Source organism: Streptomyces sp. NPDC004126 (assembly GCF_050275515.1).
Classification (GTDB): domain Bacteria; phylum Actinomycetota; class Actinomycetes; order Streptomycetales; family Streptomycetaceae; genus Streptomyces.
In genome coordinates, this window is record NZ_JBNNPF010000068.1 from 17,939 (window position 1) to 36,760 (window position 18,822).

An 18,822-nucleotide genomic window follows, 5' to 3' on the forward strand; every position below is an offset into this window, starting at 1 on the left:
GTGAGGCGACAACTCGCCCCAGATGGCACAATCTGTGCATGGAACGCGACAGTCAACTCGAGCTCTACGAGCTCGTCGCGGACCGGTTGAAAGAAGCACACGCAAGGGTGCGCGCACTGCAAGTCCCGGAGGGCGTAAGGATGACGCTGTCCCGGAAGCTGTTGGTCGTCACTGCCGCGGCGAAGCACGATCTCGCGGACGCGGCAAGGCGCCTGGACAGGTTGATGAAGGACCTCGACGAGGGTCGATTCCCTGAAGGCGACTGATGCGAAGGAACTCCGTAACGGCCTACATCGTTGCGGCACTAGGGTGATTAGCCCGTTTCGTGTTTGATTTGCGGTATATATCCGCCTAACGTGCGAAATAAGCTTGAACACATTCGTTCTGGCGATGTCTCCGAAGGGGAAGACGTGAACAAGGCGCAGCTCGTAGAAGCGATTGCCGACAAGCTGGGCGGCCGCCAGCAGGCCGCGGACGCCGTCGACGCGGTACTGGACGCCATGGTCCGCGCGGTCGTCGCGGGCGACCGGGTCTCGGTCACGGGCTTCGGCTCGTTCGAGAAGGTCGACCGTCCGGCCCGCTACGCCCGCAACCCGCAGACGGGTGAGCGCGTCCGGGTCAAGAAGACCTCCGTCCCCCGCTTCCGCGCGGGTCAGGGCTTCAAGGACCTGGTCAGCGGCACCAAGAAGCTCCCCAAGGGCGACGAGGTCGCCGTGAAGAAGGCCCCGAAGGGCAGCCTGACCGGCGGCGCGTCCGCCACGGTCAAGAAGGCCGCCGCGAAGAAGGCCACCACGGCGAAGAAGGCCGCCGCGAAGACCACGGCCGCGAAGAAGACCGTGGCGAAGAAGGTCGTCGCGAAGAAGGCGGCGACGACCGTCAAGAAGACCGCGGCGAAGACCACGGTCGCGAAGAAGGCCACGGCCACCGCCAAGAAGGCGGCCCCGGCCAAGAAGACGGCGACGGCGGCCAAGAAGACCACCGCCACCGCGAAGAAGACCGCCCCGGCGGCCAAGAAGGCCACCGCGACGAAGGCGCCCGCCAAGAAGACGGCGACGCGCAAGGCCACCGCGAAGAAGACCACCGCCCGCAAGAAGTAAGGGCACGGGTTACACACGCCGGGCCGGCTTCCCCCTCGGGGAGGCCGGCCCGCGGTGCGTTCCTTCGCAGGTCACGGGCCTTTCGGCAGGCCCGGCAGGGGGGTCAGAAGGTCTGCAGGGTCACCAGTGTGACGCGCAGGGACGGGCCCTCGCCGTCGGTCTCGATGCGGACCCGCTGCCCGGGCCGCAGCAGCCGCAGGCCGCCCGCGTCGAAGGCCGCGGTATCGAAGGGCACCGGGGTGCCGTCGTCCAGCAGCACGCTGCCGCTGCGGGTCTGGGAGTCGTACGTGTACGCGGTCGCCTGCATACGGGAACTGTATCGGGCCGTGTGCCGCCCCACCCCGAGGGTCAGGGCCGTGCGCAGGTCCGCCCCGGTGTCCACGTCGCGGCGCACGCTCTCCACGTCCGCGAGGGCTATTTCCACCGCCCCCGAGGCGGAATGCCGGGCCCGGGAGGGCCCGCCGAACGCAGGTGCCAATTCCACGTCGGGAGCCGCGGAAAGCAGGGTCGTGCCGATTCCGGCCGCATCCGCCAGAAATGCCCGCGGAAAATGCCCCGCGATATCGAGCACACGTAGCAATTCCGGCGCCCGCAGGGCCGGCAGGTCGGCGTTCATCGCGGCCACCGCGGCCCCGGGCCGCCCCGCCCGCACCGCCCGCGCCCCGTGGTCCAGCGCGGCGTTGAGCCCCGCGCCCGGGGCGTCCGGCAGGATCCGCGCCCCCAGCCGCGCCAGCTCGGCACCCGCCACGGCGTCGTCCGTGACGACCACCACATCCGCGACGGAAGCGCAGGCCAGCGCCCCCGCGACGGTGTCCTGGGCGAAGGCCAGCGCCAGCCCGGGCCGGGACCCCCCGACGGCCGCCGCGAGCCGGCTCTTGGCCAGCGCCAAGGGCTTCAGCGGGACCACCAGGCTCCATGCGGCGTTCGTGGCGGCCCCCTTCCCTCCGGTGCGCAGCGGCACCCGCCCGACCCATCGGCAGGTCATGGCCCGGTCATCACTCGGCCCATTGTCGCCCCCGAGCGGCCGCAGGGAGGCCTCGCGGTGCGAGCGGGGCGTACGGTGTCCTCGACAGAGGCCGGACCCGCAGCGACACTTGTCCGGCCCACAAGGTGCCCAAGCCACGCACCGGTCCTAGAGGAAGGTGTCCGAGTGTCCCGCCGCAGAATCGGCTTCTGGTACCGCCTGGCGGCGGTCATCGCAAAACCGCCGCTGGTAGTGCTCTTCAAGCGGGACTGGCGGGGAATGGATCACATTCCGGCCGACGGCGGATTTATCACCGCCGTCAATCACAACTCGTATCTGGACCCGCTCTCCTACGCGCACTTCCAGTACAACACCGGACGGGTGCCGCGTTTGCTCGCCAAGGCGGGCCTCTTCAAGGTGCCATTTGTCGGCATGATCCTGCGCGGATCCGGACAGATCCCCGTCTACCGCGAGACCACCAACGCCCTGGACGCATTCCGGGCCGCCGTGGACGCGGTCGAGCGCGGCGAATGCGTGGCCTTTTACCCGGAAGGCACCCTCACCCGCGACCCCGAGATGTGGCCGATGGCCGGCAAGACCGGCGTCGCCCGCGTGGCGCTGATCACCAAGGCCCCCGTCATTCCCGTGGCCCAGTGGGGCGCCAATCTCGCGATGCCGCCGTACGCCAAGGAGAACAAGGTCCGGCTGTTCCCGCGCAAGACCCTCCAGGTGCTCGCCGGCCCGCCCGTGGACCTCTCGGCCTTCTACGACCGCGAGCCCACGCCCGACGTCCTCAAGGGCGCCACCGAGGCCATCATGGCCGACATCACCAAGCTCCTGGAGGAGCTGCGGGGCCAGCAGGCGCCCGCCGAGCCGTACGACCACCGCAAGGCCAGGGCGGAGCAGCGGCGCAAGGCCGCGGGGGAGGGCAAGAAGTGACACGTCCCGTGAAGGCGGCCGTCTTCGGAACCGGCTCCTGGGGCACGGCCTTCGCCGTCGTCCTCGCCGACGCCGGCTGCGAGGTGACCCTGTGGGGCCGCCGCCAGGAGCTGGCCGACGCCATCAACACCGGCCGGACCAACCCGGACTACTTCCCGGGCGTCGAACTCCCCGCGAACATCCGCGCCACCACCGACGCGGCCGAGGCCGCCCGGGACGCCGACTTCGCGGTCCTGGCCATCCCCTCCCAGACCCTGCGCGCCAACCTCGCCGAGTGGGCCCCGCTGCTGGCGCCCGACACCGTCCTCGTCTCCCTGATGAAGGGCATCGAACTCGGCACCGCCAAGCGGATGAGCGAGGTCATCGAGGAGGTGGCCAAGGTCCCCGCCGAGCGCGTCGCCGTCGTCACCGGCCCCAACCTGGCCCGCGAGATCGTCGCCCGGCAGCCCGCAGCCTCCGTCGTCGCCTGCGTGGACGAGGCCGTGGCCCAGCGCCTCCAGGCCGCCTGCCACACCCCGTACTTCCGCCCGTACACCAGCACCGACGTCATCGGCTGCGAACTCGGCGGCGCCGTCAAGAACGTCATCGGCCTGGCCGTCGGCATCGCGGACGGCATGGGCCTGGGCGACAACACCAAGGGCTCGCTCATCACGCGCGGGCTCGCCGAAGCGACCCGCCTGGGCCTGGCGATGGGCGCCGACCCGCTCACCTTCTCCGGCCTCGCCGGCCTCGGCGACCTCGTCGCGACCTGCTCCTCGCCGCTCTCCCGCAACCACACCTTCGGCACCAACCTGGGCCGCGGGATGACCCTGGAGGAGACCATCGCGGTCACCAGCCAGACCGCGGAAGGGGTCAAGTCCTGCCAGTCCGTGGCGGATCTGGCACGCCGGTACGGAGTGGACATGCCGATCACCGACACGGTCGTCGAGATCGTGCACCACGGCAAGCCCCCGCTGGTCGCGCTGAAGGAACTGATGGGCCGCAGCGCCAAACCGGAACGTCACTGACACCTTTCCGGACGCTTGAGCGGGTACTCTCGTGGCGATATGAGCAGCGAGAACCTCCCCCAGACCCCTGAGCAGCAGGGCCGCAAGCCCCGCGTGGCCGTCGTCTTCGGCGGCCGCAGCTCGGAACACGCCATCTCGGTCGTCACCGCGGGCGCCGTGCTGCGCTCCATCGACCGGTCCAAGTACGAGGTGCTGCCCATCGGCATCACCACGGACGGCCGGTGGGCCCTGACGGCCGACGCCCCCGAGCGCATGGCCATCGCGGACCGGCAGCTCCCCAGCGTCGAGACGCTGGCGGAGTCCCCGGACGGCACCGTCGTGCTCCCCGTCGACCCCGCCAGCCGCGAGGTCGTCTACACCGAGCCGGGCGCCGTCCCCAAGGCACTGGGCGAGGTCGACGTCGTCTTCCCCGTGCTGCACGGCCCCTACGGCGAGGACGGCACCATCCAGGGCCTCCTGGAGCTCTCCGGGATCCCGTACGTCGGCTGCGGCGTCCTCTCCTCGGCCGTCGGCCAGGACAAGGACTACATGAAGCGGGTGTTCGCCTCCTACGGGCTGAACGTCGGCCCGTACGTGACCATCCGCCCCCGCGAGTGGGAGGCCGACCAGGCCGCCGCCACGGCGAAGGTCCTGGACTTCGCCGGCGAGCACGGCTGGCCGCTGTTCGTGAAGCCCGCCCGCGCCGGCTCCTCCATCGGCATCACCAAGGTCGACGACGCCTCCGGCCTCGACGCGGCCATCCGCGAGGCCCGCCGCCACGACCCGAAGGTCATCGTGGAGGCGCTGCTGCGCGGCCGCGAGATCGAGTGCGGCGTCCTGGAGTTCGAGGACGGGCCGCGCGCCAGCGCCCCCGCCGAGATCCCGCCGGTCTCCAGCCACGACTTCTACGACTTCGAGGCGAAGTACATCGACTCCGCCACCGGCCTCGTCCCCGCCCCGCTCACCCCGGAGCAGACCGCCGAGGTGCAGAGGCTCGCGATCGACGCCTTCGAGGCCGCCTCCTGCGAGGGCCTGGTGCGCGCCGACTTCTTCCTCACCGAAGACGGCACCTTCGTCATCAACGAGATCAACACCATGCCCGGTTTCACGCCGATCTCGATGTACCCGCGGATGTGGCAGGAGTCGGGCATCGAGTACCCGGAGCTCGTGGACCGGCTGATCCAGGCCGCCCTGCGCCGCTCCACCGGACTGCGCTAGCCGCGCACCCGGCGCCCCGAACAGCCGACCGCCCGCTGGAACGATCCAGCGGGCGGCGGTGTGCGCGGGGCGGACGGGCTGACGAGCGGACGGATCAGTACGAGGAGATCCCGGCCGGGACCGATGCGGCCACGGCGGCGGACAGACCGACGAGCATGCTCGCGTCCGTGGCATGCTCCTTGTCGATCCACACCTCCGTGTAGGCCAGCCGGCCCGTGGTGGTGAACCGCAGGCCGCCCTCCGGAGGCTGCTCCACCAGCCAGCCGACGCCGTCGACCTCAACGCCGTCCGCCTTGGGATCGGCCATCTTGGGGGGCTTGGGGATACCGCACCGCAGTACGATCGCCGAGCCGCCCCACGCGGCGGTCAGGTCCGTCTCCGGTTCGGTGACGGACCGGGCCAGCCCCGACACCGTCTCCGGGAGCTCCCTGTGCAGCGCCGCACAGAGCTGCGCGACACCGGCGGGCGGAGCCGGCGGGGGCGTCACCCGGGCCTCGGAGGCCCCGGGGGCGCAGCCCGCCAGGGCCACGACCGCCACCAGGGCGGGCAGGGCCAGTAGACGGAGGGGCCGGTGGTGCGAAGACATCACCGGCCAAGACTAGACGGGGGCTACAGATGGACCACCGGGCAGGTCAGGGTGCGGGTGATCCCCTCCACCTGCTGGACCTTGGCGACCACCATGCGGCCGAGATCGTCGACGGTGTCGGCCTGGGCGCGCACGATCACGTCGTACGGCCCCGTCACGTCCTCGGCCTGGATCACCCCCGCGATCTTGGAGATGGACTCGGCGACGACCGACGCCTTGCCCACCTCGGTCTGGATGAGGATGTACGCCTGTACCACGGAACCTCCAGGGCGGCCACGAGGATCATTTCCCCTAACCTTCGGATGGGCCCGGGGAGATCGGGCGGGCCCGGGGAAGAAGGGACGCCACGGTACCGCGTCGCCGCGTGCCACGGGGAGACCCGGGGGCCCGGCGCCACGCACAGCGGGGCGTACGCAGAGCAGAAGTTGACGTATCTGTTGACGGTACCCAGAGCTGTGACGGCTCGCGACCGCAAGCGGACTTGCCAAGAAGGGGCACAGCGATGAAGGGCACTGTGGGCGAGCTGGGGGAGTTCGGGCTCATTCGGGAGCTCACCTCACGGCTCACCACCACCCCGGCGGTCCGGCTCGGACCCGGGGACGACGCCGCGGTGGTGTCGGCCCCCGACCGGCGGGTCGTGGCCAGCACGGACATCCTGCTCGAAGGCAGGCACTTCCGCCGCGACTGGTCCACCGCCTACGACGTCGGCCGCAAGGCCGCCGCACAGAACCTGGCCGACATCGCCGCCATGGGCGCCGTGCCCACCGCGCTGCTGCTCGGCCTCGTCGTACCGGCCGAGCTGCCGGTCACCTGGCCCACCGAGCTCATGGACGGCATCCGCGACGAATGCCAGGTCGCGGGCGCCGCCGTGGTCGGCGGCGACGTCGTGCGCGGCGACACCATCACCGTCTCCATCACCGCCCTCGGGGACCTGCGCAACCACGAGCCCGTGCTGCGCTCCGGCGCCCAGCCCGGCGACGTCGTCGCCGTCACCGGCTGGCTCGGCTGGTCCGCGGCCGGCTTCGCGGTGCTCTCCCGCGGCTTCCGCTCCCCCCGGGCCTTCGTCGAGGCCCACCGGCGCCCCGAGCCGCCCTACCACGCGGGCCCCGCGGCCGCCGGGCTCGGCGCCACCGCCATGACCGACGTCAGCGACGGCCTGATCGCCGACCTCGGGCACATCGCCGAGGCCAGCAAGGTCCGCATCGACCTGCGCTCGGGCGCCGTGGACATCCCGACCCAGATGCACGACATCGGCCAGGCCGTCGGCGTCGACCCGCTCCAGTGGGTGCTCACCGGGGGAGAGGACCACGCCATCGTGGCCACCTTCCCGCCCGACGTGAAGCTCCCGGCCCGCTGGAAGGTCATCGGATCCGTCCAGCACCGCTCCGCCCTGCCCCAGGTGACCGTGGACGGCGCCCCGTGGACCAGCACCGGCGGCTGGGACCACTTCGGCGCCGACCCGGCCGACGGGGAGACCGCGTGAGCGTCGCCGGGGCCGCCCCGCCGCTCTGCCTGACCGTCGCCGGATCCGATTCCGGCGGCGGCGCGGGCATCCAGGCCGACCTCAAGACCATGCTGGCCCTCGGGGTGCACGGCATGAGCGTGGTCACCGCCGTGACCGCCCAGAACTCCCTCGGCGTGAAGGGGGCCTGGGAACTGCCCGCCGAGGCCGTCACGGCCCAGTACCGGGCCGTGGTCGACGACATCGGCGTCCACGCAGTCAAGACCGGGATGCTGTCCTCCGCCGTACTCGTGGAGACGGTGGCCGAACTGCTGGCCGGCACCCCCGCCCCGGCCGTGGTGGACCCCGTCGGGGTCTCCAAGCACGGGGACGCGCTGCTCGCCGCCTCGGCACTGGACGCCGTACGGCAGGAGCTGCTGCCCAGGGCCACGGTCGCCACCCCCAACCTGGACGAGGTGGCCCAGCTCACCGGGCTGGCCGTCGAGACCGAGGACGACATGCGGCGGGCCGCCGACGCGGTCCTCGGCTACGGGCCCCGCTGGGCGCTGATCAAGGGCGGCCACCTCGCGGCCCACGGCGACCGCGCCGTGGACCTGCTGAGCGACGGCTCCCGGGAGCTGTGGCTGCGCGCGCCCCGGCACGACAACCGGCACACCCACGGCACCGGCTGCACGCTCGCCAGCGCGATCGCCGCGGGCCTGGCCAAGGGCCTGGACGTACCGGAGGCCGTCACCGCCGCCAAGGAGTACGTCACCGGCGCCATCGCCGCGGGCTTCGCCCTCGGCGGCGGCATCGGGCCGGTGGACCACGCCTGGCGGTGGCGCTGAACCGGACGGGGACCGCCTCCTGACGTCAGGAGGCGGTCCCCGTCGCCCCGGACAAGGCAAAAGGCCGGTTCACCAGAGGTGAACCGGCCTTCTTGGCAACCGGAAAGGGCTGCGCTACGACGACGGGAGGCGTCAGCGCGAGACCTTGCCGGCCTTGATGCACGAGGTGCAGGCGTTGAGGCGCTTCGGCGTCCCATTGACCACGGCACGGACGCGCTGGATGTTCGGGTTCCAGCGACGCGAGGTGCGGCGGTGCGAGTGGGAGATGTTGTTGCCGAAGCTCGGCCCCTTGGCGCAAACGTCGCAGTTGGCAGCCACAGGTCACTCCAAGACTTCAGATGCAATTACGGTGGAATCCGGCGCACCGGAATCAGAGATCTGAAGTGGCTTGCCGGACGAATGGCCCGACTCTCGACGGGCAACCTGAGCAGCATACAACGACTGCTTGGGTCCGAGAAAACTACCATGACGGGGGCCCGCTCCGCCCCGGGGCCCCCGAGCGGAGGGCTCCCTTCGTTACCCTGCGGTGAACCCTGGCCCGCACAAGGAGGAACGCCCGGTGGCGCACGAGCCTGGCCCGCACACCCTCGACGCCGAAGCGGTGCGCACCTGGAGCTCGCTGGCCCTGGCCGCACTGGGCCGGGCCCGCGAGGACATCGACGCGATCAACGTCTACCCGGTCGCGGACGCCGACACCGGGACCAACCTCTACCTCACCGCCGAGGCCGCCGACCGGGCCCTCGACGAGTCCCTCGCGGACGTGACGGACCCCACAGCCGCCCCCGCCTCCCTCGCCGACGCCGTACGGGCCTACGCGCACGGCGCGCTCATAGGCGCCCGGGGCAACTCCGGGACCATCCTCGCCCAGCTGCTGCGCGGGGTCGCCGACGTCCTCGGCGCCGACCCCGCGGACCCGGCCGGCCCCGCCGACCGCGCCCCGGGCCCGCTGCTCGCGCAGGCCCTGACCCGCGCCGCCGAGGAGGCCTACCGGGCCGTCGCGCACCCGGTCGAGGGCACCATGCTCACCGTCGCCGGAGCCGCCGCCCGGGCCGGCGCCGCCGCGGGGACCGCGGCCGCCACCGCCGCCGAGGTGGCCCGCGCCGCCTATGACGGGGCCCGCGCCGCCCTCGCCGAGACCCCGGGCCAGCTGGCCGAGCTCGGGAAGGCCGGAGTGGTCGACGCCGGGGGCTGCGGCCTGGTCGCCGTACTCGGTGCCCTGTGGCAGGCGCTGTCCGGCCAGGAACCCGCCGCCGAACCGGTGCGCGGCCCCGCCGTGCCCGTGCCCCTGGCGCTGGACCCGGAGCCCTGCGGGCAGGAGCAGGGCGGCCCCGCGTACGAGGTGGTCTACCTGCTGGAGGCATCCGGCGAGGCCGTCGCCGGGCTCCGCTCCGGCCTCGACCTGCTCGGCGACTCCCTGGTGGTGGTCGGCGGCGACGGGCTGTGGAACGTCCACGTGCACGTCGACGACCCCGGCGCGGCCGTCGAGGCCGGCGTCGAAGCCGGCCGGCCGTACCGCATCCGCATCACCCACTTCGGCGACCAGCGCCGCCGCGCTGCCGCCCCGCGGGCCCAGCGGGCCGTCGTCGCCGTCGTGCAGGGCGAGGGCCTGGCCGCCCTGTGCGGGGAGGCCGGCGCCACCACCGTCCTGGCCCGCCCCGGGGAGCAGCCCGCCGCCGCCGAGCTGCTCGACGCCGTCCGCCGGGCCCACGCCCGCGAGGTCGTCCTGCTGCCCGGCAGCCCCGAGCTGCGCGCCGCCGCCGCGGCCGCCGCCGAACAGGCCCGCGCCGAAGGGGTGCGGGTCGCCGTGATCCCCACCCGCTCCGCCGTCCAGAACCTGGCCGCCCTCGCCGTCCACGACCCGGACGGCAGCTTCGACGAGGACGTCGTCGCCATGACCGCCGCCGCCGGCGCCACCCGCTACGGGGAACTGGCCGTCGCCGAACGGCAGTCCTTCACCTCCGCCGGGATCTGCCAGGCCGGGGACGTCCTCGGGCTCATCGACGGGGACGTCGCCGTCATCGGCGCGGGCCTGCCCGAGACCGCCGAGGCCGTCCTGAAGCGGATGCTCGGCTCCGGCGGCGAACTGGTCACCCTCGTCCTGGGCCCCGAGGTCCCGGACACCCTGGCCGCACGCCTGGAGGCGTACGTCCAGCACGCGCACCTGGCCGTGGACACCGTCACCTACCGCGGCGGCCGCTGGTCGGCGCCCCTGCTCATCGGAGTCGAATAGCGGCCTTGTCACAGCGATGGTGTGCAATGGAACACGTGCCCGCGCTCGACGAAGACCTCAAGAAGACCCTCGGCCCCGCCACCGCCAAGGTGCTGGCCGAGCAGCTCGGCCTGCACACGGCCCTGGACCTGCTCCACCACTACCCGCGGCGGTACGCCGAGCGCGGCGAGCTGACCTCGCTGGCGGACCTCGCCGACCAGCTCGACGAGCACGTCACCGTCGTCGCCCAGGTCGCCGACGCCCGCCTGCTCACCTACCAGGGAGGCCGCGGCGGCGGGAAGCGCCTCGAAGTCACCATCACCGACGGCAGCGGCCGCCTCCAGCTGGTCTTCTTCGGCGCCGGCGTCCACAAGCCGCACAAGGAGCTGCTGCCCGGCAGCCGCGCCATGTTCGCCGGCAAGGTCTCCCGCTTCAACCACAAGCTCCAGCTCGCGCACCCGGCGTACGAGCCCCTCGGCGCCGACGCCTCCGACCGGGACGCCGCCACCGCCTTCGCCAACCAGCTGATCCCGATCTACCCGGCCTGCGCCAAGCTGGAGTCCTGGAAGATCGCCAAGTGCGTGGACGCCGTACTGCCCAGCGCCCAGGAGGCCGTGGACCCCCTCCCGCCCGCCCTGCGCGAGGGCCGCGGACTCGTCCCGCTCACCGAGGCCCTCCTCAAGATCCACCGCCCCGCGACCAAGGCCGACATCGAGGACGCCCGCCAGCGCCTGAAGTGGGACGAGGCCTTCGTCCTCCAGGTCGCCCTGGCCCGCCGCCGCCACGCCGACTCCCAGCTCCCGGCCGTCGCCCGCCGCGCCACCCCCGGCGGCCTCCTCGACGCCTTCGACGCCAAACTGCCCTTCACCCTCACCGACGGCCAGCAGAAGGTCTCGAAGGAGATCTTCGACGACCTCGCCACCAGCCACCCCATGCACCGCCTCCTCCAGGGCGAGGTCGGCTCGGGCAAGACGCTGGTGGCCCTGCGCGCCATGCTCGCCGTCGTCGACTCCGGCGGGCAGGCCGCCATGCTCGCGCCCACCGAGGTCCTCGCCCAGCAGCACCACCGGTCGATCACCGAGATGATGGGCGAGCTCGCCGAGGGCGGCATGCTCGGCGGCTCCGACCAGGGCACCAAGGTGGTGCTGCTCACCGGCTCCATGGGCACCGCCGCCCGCCGCCAGGCCCTCCTCGACCTGGTCACCGGCGAGGCCGGCGTCGTCATCGGCACCCACGCCCTGATCGAGGACAAGGTGCAGTTCCACGACCTCGGCCTGGTCGTCGTCGACGAACAGCACCGCTTCGGCGTCGAACAGCGCGACGCCCTGCGCTCCAAGGGCAAGCAACCCCCGCACCTTCTGGTCATGACCGCCACCCCGATCCCGCGCACCGTCGCCATGACCGTCTTCGGCGACCTGGAGACCTCCGTCCTCGACCAGCTGCCCGCCGGCCGCTCCCCGATCGCCACCCACGTGGTGCCCGCCAAGGACAAGCCGCACTTCCTCGCCCGGGCCTGGGAGCGGGTCCGCGAGGAGGTGGAGAACGGTCACCAGGCGTACGTGGTCTGCCCGCGGATCGGCGACCAGGAGGACGACCCCGGGAACAAGAAGAAGGCGTCCGCCGAGGACGAGGCCGAGAAGCGGCCGCCGCTGGCCGTGCTGGAGATCGCCGAACAGCTCACCAGGGGCCCCCTCGCCGGACTGTCCGTCGAGGTCCTGCACGGGCGGATGGACCCCGCCGACAAGGACGACGTGATGCGCCGCTTCGCCGCCGGCGAGGTCAAGGTGATGGTCGCCACCACCGTCATCGAGGTCGGCGTGAACGTCCCCAACTCCACCGTCATGGTGATCATGGACGCGGACCGCTTCGGCGTCTCCCAGCTCCACCAGCTGCGCGGCCGCGTCGGCCGGGGCTCCGCCCCGGGCCTGTGCCTGCTGGTCAGCGAGATGCACGAGGCCAGCCCCGCCCGGGCCCGGCTCGCCGCCGTCGCCGCCACCCTCGACGGCTTCGAGCTCTCCCGGATCGACCTGGAACAGCGCCGCGAGGGCGACGTCCTCGGCCAGGCCCAGTCCGGCGTCCGCTCCTCGCTGCGCATGCTCGCCGTCATCGAGGACGAGGAGGTCATCGCCCAGGCCCGGGAGGAGGCCACCCGCGTCGTCGCCGCCGACCCAGAGCTGGAGCAGCTGCCCGGGCTGCGCACCGCGCTGGACGCCCTGCTGGACGCCGAGCGGGAGCAGTACCTGGAGAAGGGCTGAGGCGCACGACCTATCGTTGGAGGCCAGAACGGAGGCCAGGGCCTCCACCGACCGTCCCAGCGAAGGACCCCAGATGACCCGCGTGATCGCCGGCACCGCCGGCGGGCGGCGGCTGGCCGTGCCGCCCGGCACCGGCACCCGCCCGACCTCCGACCGGATGCGCGAAGGGCTCTTCTCCACCTGGGAGTCCCTGCACGGCGTCGACGGCTCCCGCGTCCTCGACCTCTACGGCGGCTCCGGCGCCGTCGGGCTGGAGGCCCTCTCCCGGGGCGCCTCCCACACCCTGCTGGTCGAGGCCGACGCCAAGGCCGCCAAGGCCATCCGGGACAACATCAGGACCCTGGGCCTGCCCGGCGCCGAATTCCGGGCGGGCAAGGCCGAGCAGATCGTGGTCGCCGCCGCCCCCGGGGACCCGTACGACATCGTCTTCCTGGACCCGCCGTACGCCGTCGAGCACGCCGATCTTGGCGAGATCCTCCTCACACTCCGCGCCAATGGCTGGCTCACGGACGATGCGCTCGTCACGGTGGAGCGCAGCACGAGGAGCGGTCCGTTCCCGTGGCCGGAGGGGTTCGAGCCGCTGCGTTCGCGCAAGTACGGCGAAGGCACCCTTTGGTACGGTCGCGCCGCTTTCACCAGCGAAGACTCATGAACGAAGGAGTTCAGTTGCGCCGCGCCGTCTGTCCGGGATCCTTCGACCCCATCCACAACGGACACCTCGACGTCATCGGACGCGCCGCCAGGCTGTACGACGTCGTGCACGTCGCCGTGATGATCAACAAGTCCAAGCAGGGCCTGTTCACCATCGAGGAGCGGATCGAAATGATCCGCGAGGCGACCGCCGACTACGGCAACGTCGAGGTCGAGTCCTTCCACGGGCTGCTCGTCGACTTCTGCAAGCAGCGCGACATCCCGGCCATCGTCAAGGGCCTGCGCGCGGTCAGCGACTTCGACTACGAGCTCCAGATGGCCCAGATGAACATGGGACTGTCGGGCGTCGAAACGCTGTTCGTCCCGACCATCCCGACCTACAGCTTCCTGTCGTCCTCCCTGGTCAAGGAAGTCGCCACCTGGGGCGGCGACGTGGCCCACCTGCTCCCCGCGCACGTCCACGCGGCACTGGTCGAACGGCTGCGCGCGAAGTGACCCGGCGCCGGACGGGCCGGTCTTCCCCGGCCCGTCCCGCGCGTCCGTCCGGGGGCCCTACAGTCGTCTCTCGTCAGTCCTAGGCCGAGAGAGCGCGAGCCCCCCATGGACGTACAGAAGAAGCTGGACGAGATCGTCGCGGCCGTGGGCGGAGCCCGCACCATGCCGATGTCCGCCTCCTGCGTGATCAACCGCGCGGAACTCCTCGCCCGGCTCGAAGAGGTGCGGGAGGCCCTGCCCGGCTCGCTCGCCCAGGCCCGGGAAGTCATTGGCGGGCGCGAACAGATGGTCGACGAGGCCCGCCGGGAGGCGCAGCGCATCATCGAGGCCGCCCACGCCGAGCGGGGCTCGCTGGTCTCCGGCACCGAGATCGCCCGCCGCGCGCAGGGCGAGGCCGACCGGATCCTGGCCGAGGCCCGCCGGGAGGCCGCCGAGATCCGGGCCGAGGCCGACGAGTACGTCGACAGCAAGCTCGCCAACTTCGAGGTCGTGCTCAGCAAGACCATCGGCTCGGTGGACCGGGGCCGGGAGAAGCTGCTCGGCCGCGGACCGGGTACGGACGGGCACGGCCGCGACGACAGCGGCGCCCCCGAGCCCAGCCCCGACCCGGAGACCCGGCGCGAGCAGGCGGACGCGTACGTGGACCAGAAGCTCGCCACCTTCGAGGCGGTGCTCTCCAAGACCCTGGATGCCGTCGGCCGGGGCCGCCAGAAGCTCCTGGGCCGGGTGCCCGACGACGACCTCGGCGCCCACATGGCCGCCCAGGACGCCGCCGGGGCCCAGGGGGCCCGCCCGTCGAGCGACGCGGAGTTCCTGGCCGGCCTGGCGGACCCGGGCCCCGCGCCGCTGCCGCTGCCCGCCCAGCCGGAGCCGGTCTACGAGGCCTACGCCGCCGCGTACCCCGCGCAGCCCGCAGCCCACCCCCAGCAGGACGGCTACGCGTACCAGGACCCGTACGCGGGCTACCAGCAGCAGCAGCCGCAGCCGGACCCCTACCCCGGTGCAAGCACCGGCTCCACCGGAGCGGCTTACGCCGCGCACTACGATGCGCAGCAGCCCGACCCCTACGCCTTCTACCAGCAGCCCCAGCACCCCCAGCAGCCGGCGCTCGACGAGACCAGCCTCTTCGACACGAGCATGATCAACCTGGACCGGCTGCACCAGTACGGCCAGGGGCGCTGAGCCCGGATTGGGCTCAGAGCGAAGCGCCGGGTATCCTGGCTCTTCGGTCGCGCGTATGCGTCGCGATCCATGCTGCCCGTGAGCGGCGGAATCTTTGATCTTCAGCGATCTGTGAAAGCAGGAACGGCCCTGAATACCCGCCTCGACCACCGCAACCCCCTCGTGTTCGACACGCACGAGCTGGGTCGGCGTCCTGGTGCCATGCAGCGGCTGTCCCGCGAGATCCCGGCGCCGGCTGACTTCGGTCTCGTCGACGTCATCGGAGTGCCGGAAGGCGCGCCGCTGAAGCTCAACCTCCGCCTCGAGTCGGTCATGGAAGGGGTGCTTGTCACAGGCACCGTCCGTGCATCGGCGACGGGGGAGTGCGTAAGGTGTCTGGAGACCGTCGAGCGAGAGTTCAAGGCGGACTTCCAGGAGATGTTCTCGTACCCTGACGCCGACGACCGGGGCCGCCCCAAGGCGGAGCCGGCCGACGACGCCGAGGACGACGAGGACATGCTCTTCCTCGAGGACGGCTTGTTCGACCTCGAACCCGTGCTGCGCGATGTGGTGGTGCTCGCACTGCCCATGCAGCCGGTGTGCCGGGAGGACTGTCTCGGTCTGTGCCCCGATTGCGGGCTCAGCCTGAACGACGACCCGGAGCACCACCACGACGCCGTCGACATCCGTTGGGCGGCATTGCAGGGACTCGTCACCGATCAGGGCGATGAGAAGGACAACATGAGCGGCACTGCGTCTGACGGAGTTCAGAGCGCCGCCGAGAAGCAGGAGAAGTAGCCGTGGCTGTTCCGAAGCGGAAGATGTCGCGCAGCAACACGCGCCACCGCCGGTCGCAGTGGAAGGCTGCGGTCCCCACCCTGGTTTCGTGTGAGCGTTGCCAGGAGCCGAAGCTCCAGCACATTGCGTGCCCGAGCTGCGGCACCTACAACAAGCGCCAGGTCCTCGAGGTCTGAGCGGCTGGTGAGAGGCGCAATGTCTGAGCTGTCCAACGCTGAGAAGCAGGCAGACAGTAACAACGCGGCCTCGTCCCACACGCTTCTGGAAGGGCGGCTCGGGTACCAACTCGAGTCCGCCCTTCTGGTGCGTGCGCTGACCCACCGTTCGTACGCGTACGAGAACGGCGGCCTGCCCACCAACGAACGCCTGGAGTTCCTCGGGGACTCCGTGCTCGGCCTGGTGGTCACGGACACGCTGTACACCACCCACCCCGACCTGCCGGAAGGCCAGCTGGCCAAACTGCGGGCCGCGGTGGTCAACTCTCGTGCGCTGGCGGAGGTCGGGCGCGGCCTCGAACTCGGCTCCTTCATCCGGCTCGGCCGGGGCGAAGAGGGCACGGGCGGCCGGGACAAGGCCTCCATCCTCGCCGACACCCTTGAAGCGGTGATCGGCGCGGTCTATCTCGACAAGGGCCTCGACGCGGCCTCGGAGCTGGTCCACCGGCTCTTCGACCCGCTCATCGAGAAGTCCTCCAACCTCGGTGCCGGCCTGGACTGGAAGACCAGTCTCCAGGAGCTCACGGCGGCCGAGGGCCTCGGCGTACCGGAATACCTGGTCACCGAGACGGGACCGGACCACGAGAAGACCTTCACCGCTGCAGCCCGCGTCGGTGGTGTCTCGTACGGCACCGGTACCGGCCGCAGCAAGAAGGAAGCGGAGCAGCAGGCCGCGGAGTCCGCCTGGCGCGGCATCCGCACCGCCGCGGACGAGCGCAAGGCGGCGGAAGCCGCTGCCGCCGCAGCTCCGGCACAGGGCGACGGGGCGCCGACGCCCGCCGACCCGGCGCCGGACGCCTGACCGCCTTCTTCTACAGTGACCCCGTCGCACCCCGGTGCGGCGGGGTTTCCTGTTCATGCCGCGCCCCCTCCAGGAGGAACACCATGCCCGAGCTGCCCGAGGTGGAAGTGGTACGGCGCGGCCTGGAGCGGTGGGTGGCCGGGCGGACCGTCGAGGCGGTGGAGGTGCTCCACCCCCGGGCCGTACGCCGGCACCTGGCGGGCGGCCCCGACTTCGCGGCGCGCCTGGCGGGGCAGACCATCGGGGTGCCCCGGCGGCGCGGGAAGTACCTGTGGCTGCCGCTGGAGGGCCGGGACCTGTCCGTTCTCGGCCACCTCGGGATGAGCGGGCAGCTCCTGGTGCAGCCGGCCGAAGCCCCCGACGAGAAGCACCTGCGGATCCGGCTGCGCTTCGCCGACGACACGGGCACCGAACTGCGCTTCGTCGACCAGCGCACCTTCGGCGGGCTGTCGCTGCACGAGACCGTCCCCGGCAGCGCCGAGGGACTGCCGGACGTGATCGCGCACATCGCCCGCGACCCCCTGGACCCCCTCTTCGACGAAGGGGCCTACCACCTGGCGCTGCGCGCCAAGCGGACCACCGTCAAGCGGGCGCTGCTGGACCAGTCGCTGATCAGCGGGGTCGGCAACATCTACGCCGACGAGGCGCTGTGGCGCGCCAAACTGCACTACGAACGCCCCACCGCGACCCTCACCCGCCCCCGGAGCGCGGAACTCCTCACGCACGTGCGGGAGGTCATGAACGCCGCGCTCGCCGTCGGCGGGACCAGCTTCGACAGCCTGTACGTCAACGTGAACGGCGAGTCCGGCTACTTCGACCGGTCGCTCGACGCCTACGGGCGCGAGGGCGAGCCCTGCCGCCGCTGCGGCACCCCCATGCGCCGCCGGGCCTGGATGAACCGGTCCAGCTACTTCTGCCCGCGCTGTCAGCGGCCGCCGCGCGCCGCGTCGTAGGCCTCCCGGGAGGCGAGCACCTCGTCCATGCTGCCCTCCAGCAGCTGGATCAGGGCGCGCAGGCGGTCGGCGACCTCACGGCCCAGGGGGGTCAGCTCGTAGTCGACGCGGGGCGGGTTGGTCGGCTGCGCCTCGCGCAGCACGATCCCGTCGCGCTCCAGGGCGTGCAGCGTCTGGGCGAGCATCTTCTCGCTCACACCGTCGATCCGGCGGCGCAGCTCGTTGAACCGGCAGGGGCCCTCACGCAGGGCGCCCACGGTGAGGCTGCCCCATCGCCCGGTGACGTGTTCCAGGGTTTCGCGAGAGGGGCAGGCGCGCGCGAAGACGTCGAACGGCAGGTCGGCCGTGACGGCTTCGAGACAGGCGGGGTTCTCCATGAAAACTAGAGTACTCCTGGAGAGCGCTAACTGTCTGCTTGCGCTTTCCAAAAGTTAGTGCTTCGCTTGGTGCAGCGCAGTCCTGCGCCCCGGTCGCACCTGCGCCGCCCGCCGCTTTCGAGGAGAACAACCATGACCGCGAACACCCCCGCCCCCGTCGTCTCCATCGCCTACCACTCCGGCTACGGGCACACCGCCGTCGTCGCCGAGGCCGTGCGGACGGGTGCCGCCGACTCGGGCGCGACGGTCCACCTGATCAAGGTCGACGAGATCACCGACGCCGAGTGGGAGCTGCTGGACGGGTCGGACGCGATCATCTTCGGCTCGCCGACCTACATGGGCACCGCCTCGGGCGCCTTCCACGTCTTCGCCGAGGCCACCTCGAAGCGCTGGTTCGGCGACGCCTGGCAGGACAAGGTCGCGGCCGGCTTCACCAACTCGGGCTCCAAGAGCGGCGACAAGCAGCACACCCTGCAGTTCTTCCAGGTCCTGGCCGGGCAGCACGGCATGAGCTGGGTCAACCTGGGCCTGAAGGCGGGCTGGAACGTCACCACGGGCTCCGAGAACGACCTGAACCGCCTCGGCTTCTTCTCCGGCGCGGCCGCCCAGACCAACAACGACGAGGGTCCGGACGCCGTCCACAAGGCCGACATCGCCACCGCCGAGCACCTGGGCCGGCGCGTCGCCGAGCACACCCGCGTGGTCCTCGCGGGCCGGGCGGCCCTGGCGGCGGCTCAGGCCTGACCTCCCCCGCGCCTGCGCGTACGCGGACGGGGGGGGCCCCCCCCGGGAGGCGGCCCCCGCCCCGCACCACCCCCGCGCCCCGA

The 18,822-nt window shown here is 72.0% G+C and carries 21 protein-coding genes and 1 pseudogene; 17 read left to right on the forward strand and 5 right to left on the reverse strand.

Going from position 1 to position 18,822, the window contains the following annotated elements:
* Window positions 1-38 precede the first annotated feature (38 nt).
* Window positions 39-266, forward strand: coding sequence for a hypothetical protein (locus tag ACQKM2_RS36510; RefSeq protein ID WP_007266785.1), 228 nt, complete (start codon window positions 39-41; stop codon window positions 264-266).
* A 144-nt stretch (window positions 267-410) separates the two neighbouring features.
* Window positions 411-1,097, forward strand: a complete 687-nt coding sequence (locus ACQKM2_RS36515) for an HU family DNA-binding protein (protein WP_362457538.1) — start codon at window positions 411-413, stop codon at window positions 1,095-1,097.
* A gap of 312 nt (window positions 1,098-1,409) precedes the next feature.
* Here the strand turns inward: ACQKM2_RS36515 and cofC are convergent.
* Window positions 1,410-2,082 (reverse strand): annotated as a pseudogene (cofC, locus tag ACQKM2_RS36520) (2-phospho-L-lactate guanylyltransferase); the annotation flags it as partial.
* 165 nt (window positions 2,083-2,247) lie between these two features.
* On the opposite strand from cofC, the gene ACQKM2_RS36525 reads away from it, so the two are divergent.
* The 3 genes from ACQKM2_RS36525 to ACQKM2_RS36535 are packed head-to-tail and all read left to right on the forward strand — an operon-like array spanning window position 2,248 to window position 5,204.
* Complete coding sequence (locus tag ACQKM2_RS36525; RefSeq protein WP_007266788.1) at window positions 2,248-3,000, forward strand: lysophospholipid acyltransferase family protein; 753 nt, start codon at window positions 2,248-2,250, stop codon at window positions 2,998-3,000.
* Window positions 2,997-4,007 carry an NAD(P)H-dependent glycerol-3-phosphate dehydrogenase gene (locus tag ACQKM2_RS36530; protein WP_007266789.1) on the forward strand — a complete coding sequence of 337 codons (1,011 nt, stop codon included), beginning with the start codon at window positions 2,997-2,999 and terminating at the stop codon, window positions 4,005-4,007. The genes ACQKM2_RS36525 and ACQKM2_RS36530 overlap by 4 nt, the downstream gene beginning before the upstream one ends.
* Window positions 4,008-4,046: 39 nt before the next feature.
* A complete protein-coding gene (locus ACQKM2_RS36535; protein ID WP_427717445.1) occupies window positions 4,047-5,204 on the forward strand; it encodes a D-alanine--D-alanine ligase family protein in 1,158 nt (385 codons plus the stop codon).
* 94 nt (window positions 5,205-5,298) lie between these two features.
* On the opposite strand, the gene ACQKM2_RS36540 is transcribed toward ACQKM2_RS36535, so the two are convergent.
* Together ACQKM2_RS36540 and ACQKM2_RS36545 are read right to left on the reverse strand one after the other, a co-directional pair.
* On the reverse strand, window positions 5,299-5,790 hold the full coding sequence (locus tag ACQKM2_RS36540; protein WP_362457548.1) for a DUF3515 family protein: 492 nt from the start codon (window positions 5,788-5,790) through the stop codon (window positions 5,299-5,301).
* A 23-nt stretch (window positions 5,791-5,813) separates the two neighbouring features.
* Entirely contained in the window at window positions 5,814-6,047 is a 234-nt protein-coding gene (locus tag ACQKM2_RS36545) for an Lrp/AsnC ligand binding domain-containing protein (RefSeq protein ID WP_007266792.1), read from the reverse strand.
* Window positions 6,048-6,292: 245 nt separating this feature from the next.
* Here ACQKM2_RS36545 and ACQKM2_RS36550 point away from each other — a divergent pair, with 245 nt between their 5' ends.
* Entirely contained in the window at window positions 6,293-7,273 is a 981-nt protein-coding gene (locus tag ACQKM2_RS36550; protein ID WP_042801879.1) for a thiamine-phosphate kinase, read from the forward strand.
* Window positions 7,270-8,079, forward strand: coding sequence for a bifunctional hydroxymethylpyrimidine kinase/phosphomethylpyrimidine kinase (gene thiD, locus ACQKM2_RS36555; RefSeq protein WP_427717449.1), 810 nt, complete (start codon window positions 7,270-7,272; stop codon window positions 8,077-8,079). The genes ACQKM2_RS36550 and thiD overlap by 4 nt, the downstream gene beginning before the upstream one ends.
* A gap of 132 nt (window positions 8,080-8,211) precedes the next feature.
* On the opposite strand, the gene rpmB is transcribed toward thiD, so the two are convergent.
* Complete coding sequence (gene rpmB, locus ACQKM2_RS36560) at window positions 8,212-8,397, reverse strand: 50S ribosomal protein L28 (RefSeq protein ID WP_007266795.1); 186 nt, start codon at window positions 8,395-8,397, stop codon at window positions 8,212-8,214.
* A 241-nt stretch (window positions 8,398-8,638) separates the two neighbouring features.
* Between rpmB and ACQKM2_RS36565 the strand changes: the two genes are divergently transcribed.
* The 9 genes from ACQKM2_RS36565 (at window position 8,639) to mutM (ending at window position 17,618) form a co-directional block, all read left to right on the forward strand.
* A complete protein-coding gene (locus ACQKM2_RS36565; protein WP_427717452.1) occupies window positions 8,639-10,309 on the forward strand; it encodes a DAK2 domain-containing protein in 1,671 nt (556 codons plus the stop codon).
* A 26-nt stretch (window positions 10,310-10,335) separates the two neighbouring features.
* Window positions 10,336-12,543 (forward strand): ATP-dependent DNA helicase RecG, encoded by a 2,208-nt coding sequence (gene recG / locus ACQKM2_RS36570; protein WP_427717455.1) that lies wholly within the window; start codon window positions 10,336-10,338, stop codon window positions 12,541-12,543.
* A 73-nt stretch (window positions 12,544-12,616) separates the two neighbouring features.
* Window positions 12,617-13,195: a 16S rRNA (guanine(966)-N(2))-methyltransferase RsmD gene (gene rsmD, locus ACQKM2_RS36575; protein ID WP_427717458.1), complete on the forward strand. Its 579-nt coding sequence runs from the start codon at window positions 12,617-12,619 to the stop codon at window positions 13,193-13,195.
* A 14-nt stretch (window positions 13,196-13,209) separates the two neighbouring features.
* Window positions 13,210-13,689, forward strand: coding sequence for a pantetheine-phosphate adenylyltransferase (gene coaD, locus ACQKM2_RS36580; protein ID WP_042801881.1), 480 nt, complete (start codon window positions 13,210-13,212; stop codon window positions 13,687-13,689).
* Window positions 13,690-13,794: 105 nt separating this feature from the next.
* The gene (locus tag ACQKM2_RS36585; RefSeq protein ID WP_427717461.1) at window positions 13,795-14,871 is read left to right on the forward strand and encodes a DivIVA domain-containing protein; all 1,077 of its coding nucleotides are present in this window, start codon (window positions 13,795-13,797) and stop codon (window positions 14,869-14,871) included.
* A gap of 129 nt (window positions 14,872-15,000) precedes the next feature.
* Window positions 15,001-15,648: a YceD family protein gene (locus ACQKM2_RS36590; protein ID WP_427717474.1), complete on the forward strand. Its 648-nt coding sequence runs from the start codon at window positions 15,001-15,003 to the stop codon at window positions 15,646-15,648.
* Between the two features lie 2 nt (window positions 15,649-15,650).
* Window positions 15,651-15,824: a 50S ribosomal protein L32 gene (gene rpmF, locus ACQKM2_RS36595; protein WP_003965982.1), complete on the forward strand. Its 174-nt coding sequence runs from the start codon at window positions 15,651-15,653 to the stop codon at window positions 15,822-15,824.
* Window positions 15,825-15,843: 19 nt separating this feature from the next.
* Window positions 15,844-16,665 carry a ribonuclease III gene (rnc, locus tag ACQKM2_RS36600; RefSeq protein ID WP_385767459.1) on the forward strand — a complete coding sequence of 274 codons (822 nt, stop codon included), beginning with the start codon at window positions 15,844-15,846 and terminating at the stop codon, window positions 16,663-16,665.
* Between the two features lie 83 nt (window positions 16,666-16,748).
* Window positions 16,749-17,618, forward strand: a complete 870-nt coding sequence (gene mutM / locus ACQKM2_RS36605; RefSeq protein ID WP_427717465.1) for a bifunctional DNA-formamidopyrimidine glycosylase/DNA-(apurinic or apyrimidinic site) lyase — start codon at window positions 16,749-16,751, stop codon at window positions 17,616-17,618.
* Here the strand turns inward: mutM and ACQKM2_RS36610 are convergent.
* Window positions 17,591-17,995 (reverse strand): winged helix-turn-helix transcriptional regulator, encoded by a 405-nt coding sequence (locus ACQKM2_RS36610; RefSeq protein ID WP_427717468.1) that lies wholly within the window; start codon window positions 17,993-17,995, stop codon window positions 17,591-17,593. The two genes, mutM and ACQKM2_RS36610, sit on opposite strands and share 28 nt — an antisense overlap.
* Window positions 17,996-18,127: 132 nt before the next feature.
* On the opposite strand from ACQKM2_RS36610, the gene ACQKM2_RS36615 reads away from it, so the two are divergent.
* Window positions 18,128-18,739, forward strand: coding sequence for a flavodoxin family protein (locus tag ACQKM2_RS36615; RefSeq protein ID WP_427717470.1), 612 nt, complete (start codon window positions 18,128-18,130; stop codon window positions 18,737-18,739).
* The last annotated feature ends 83 nt before the right edge of the window (window positions 18,740-18,822 follow it).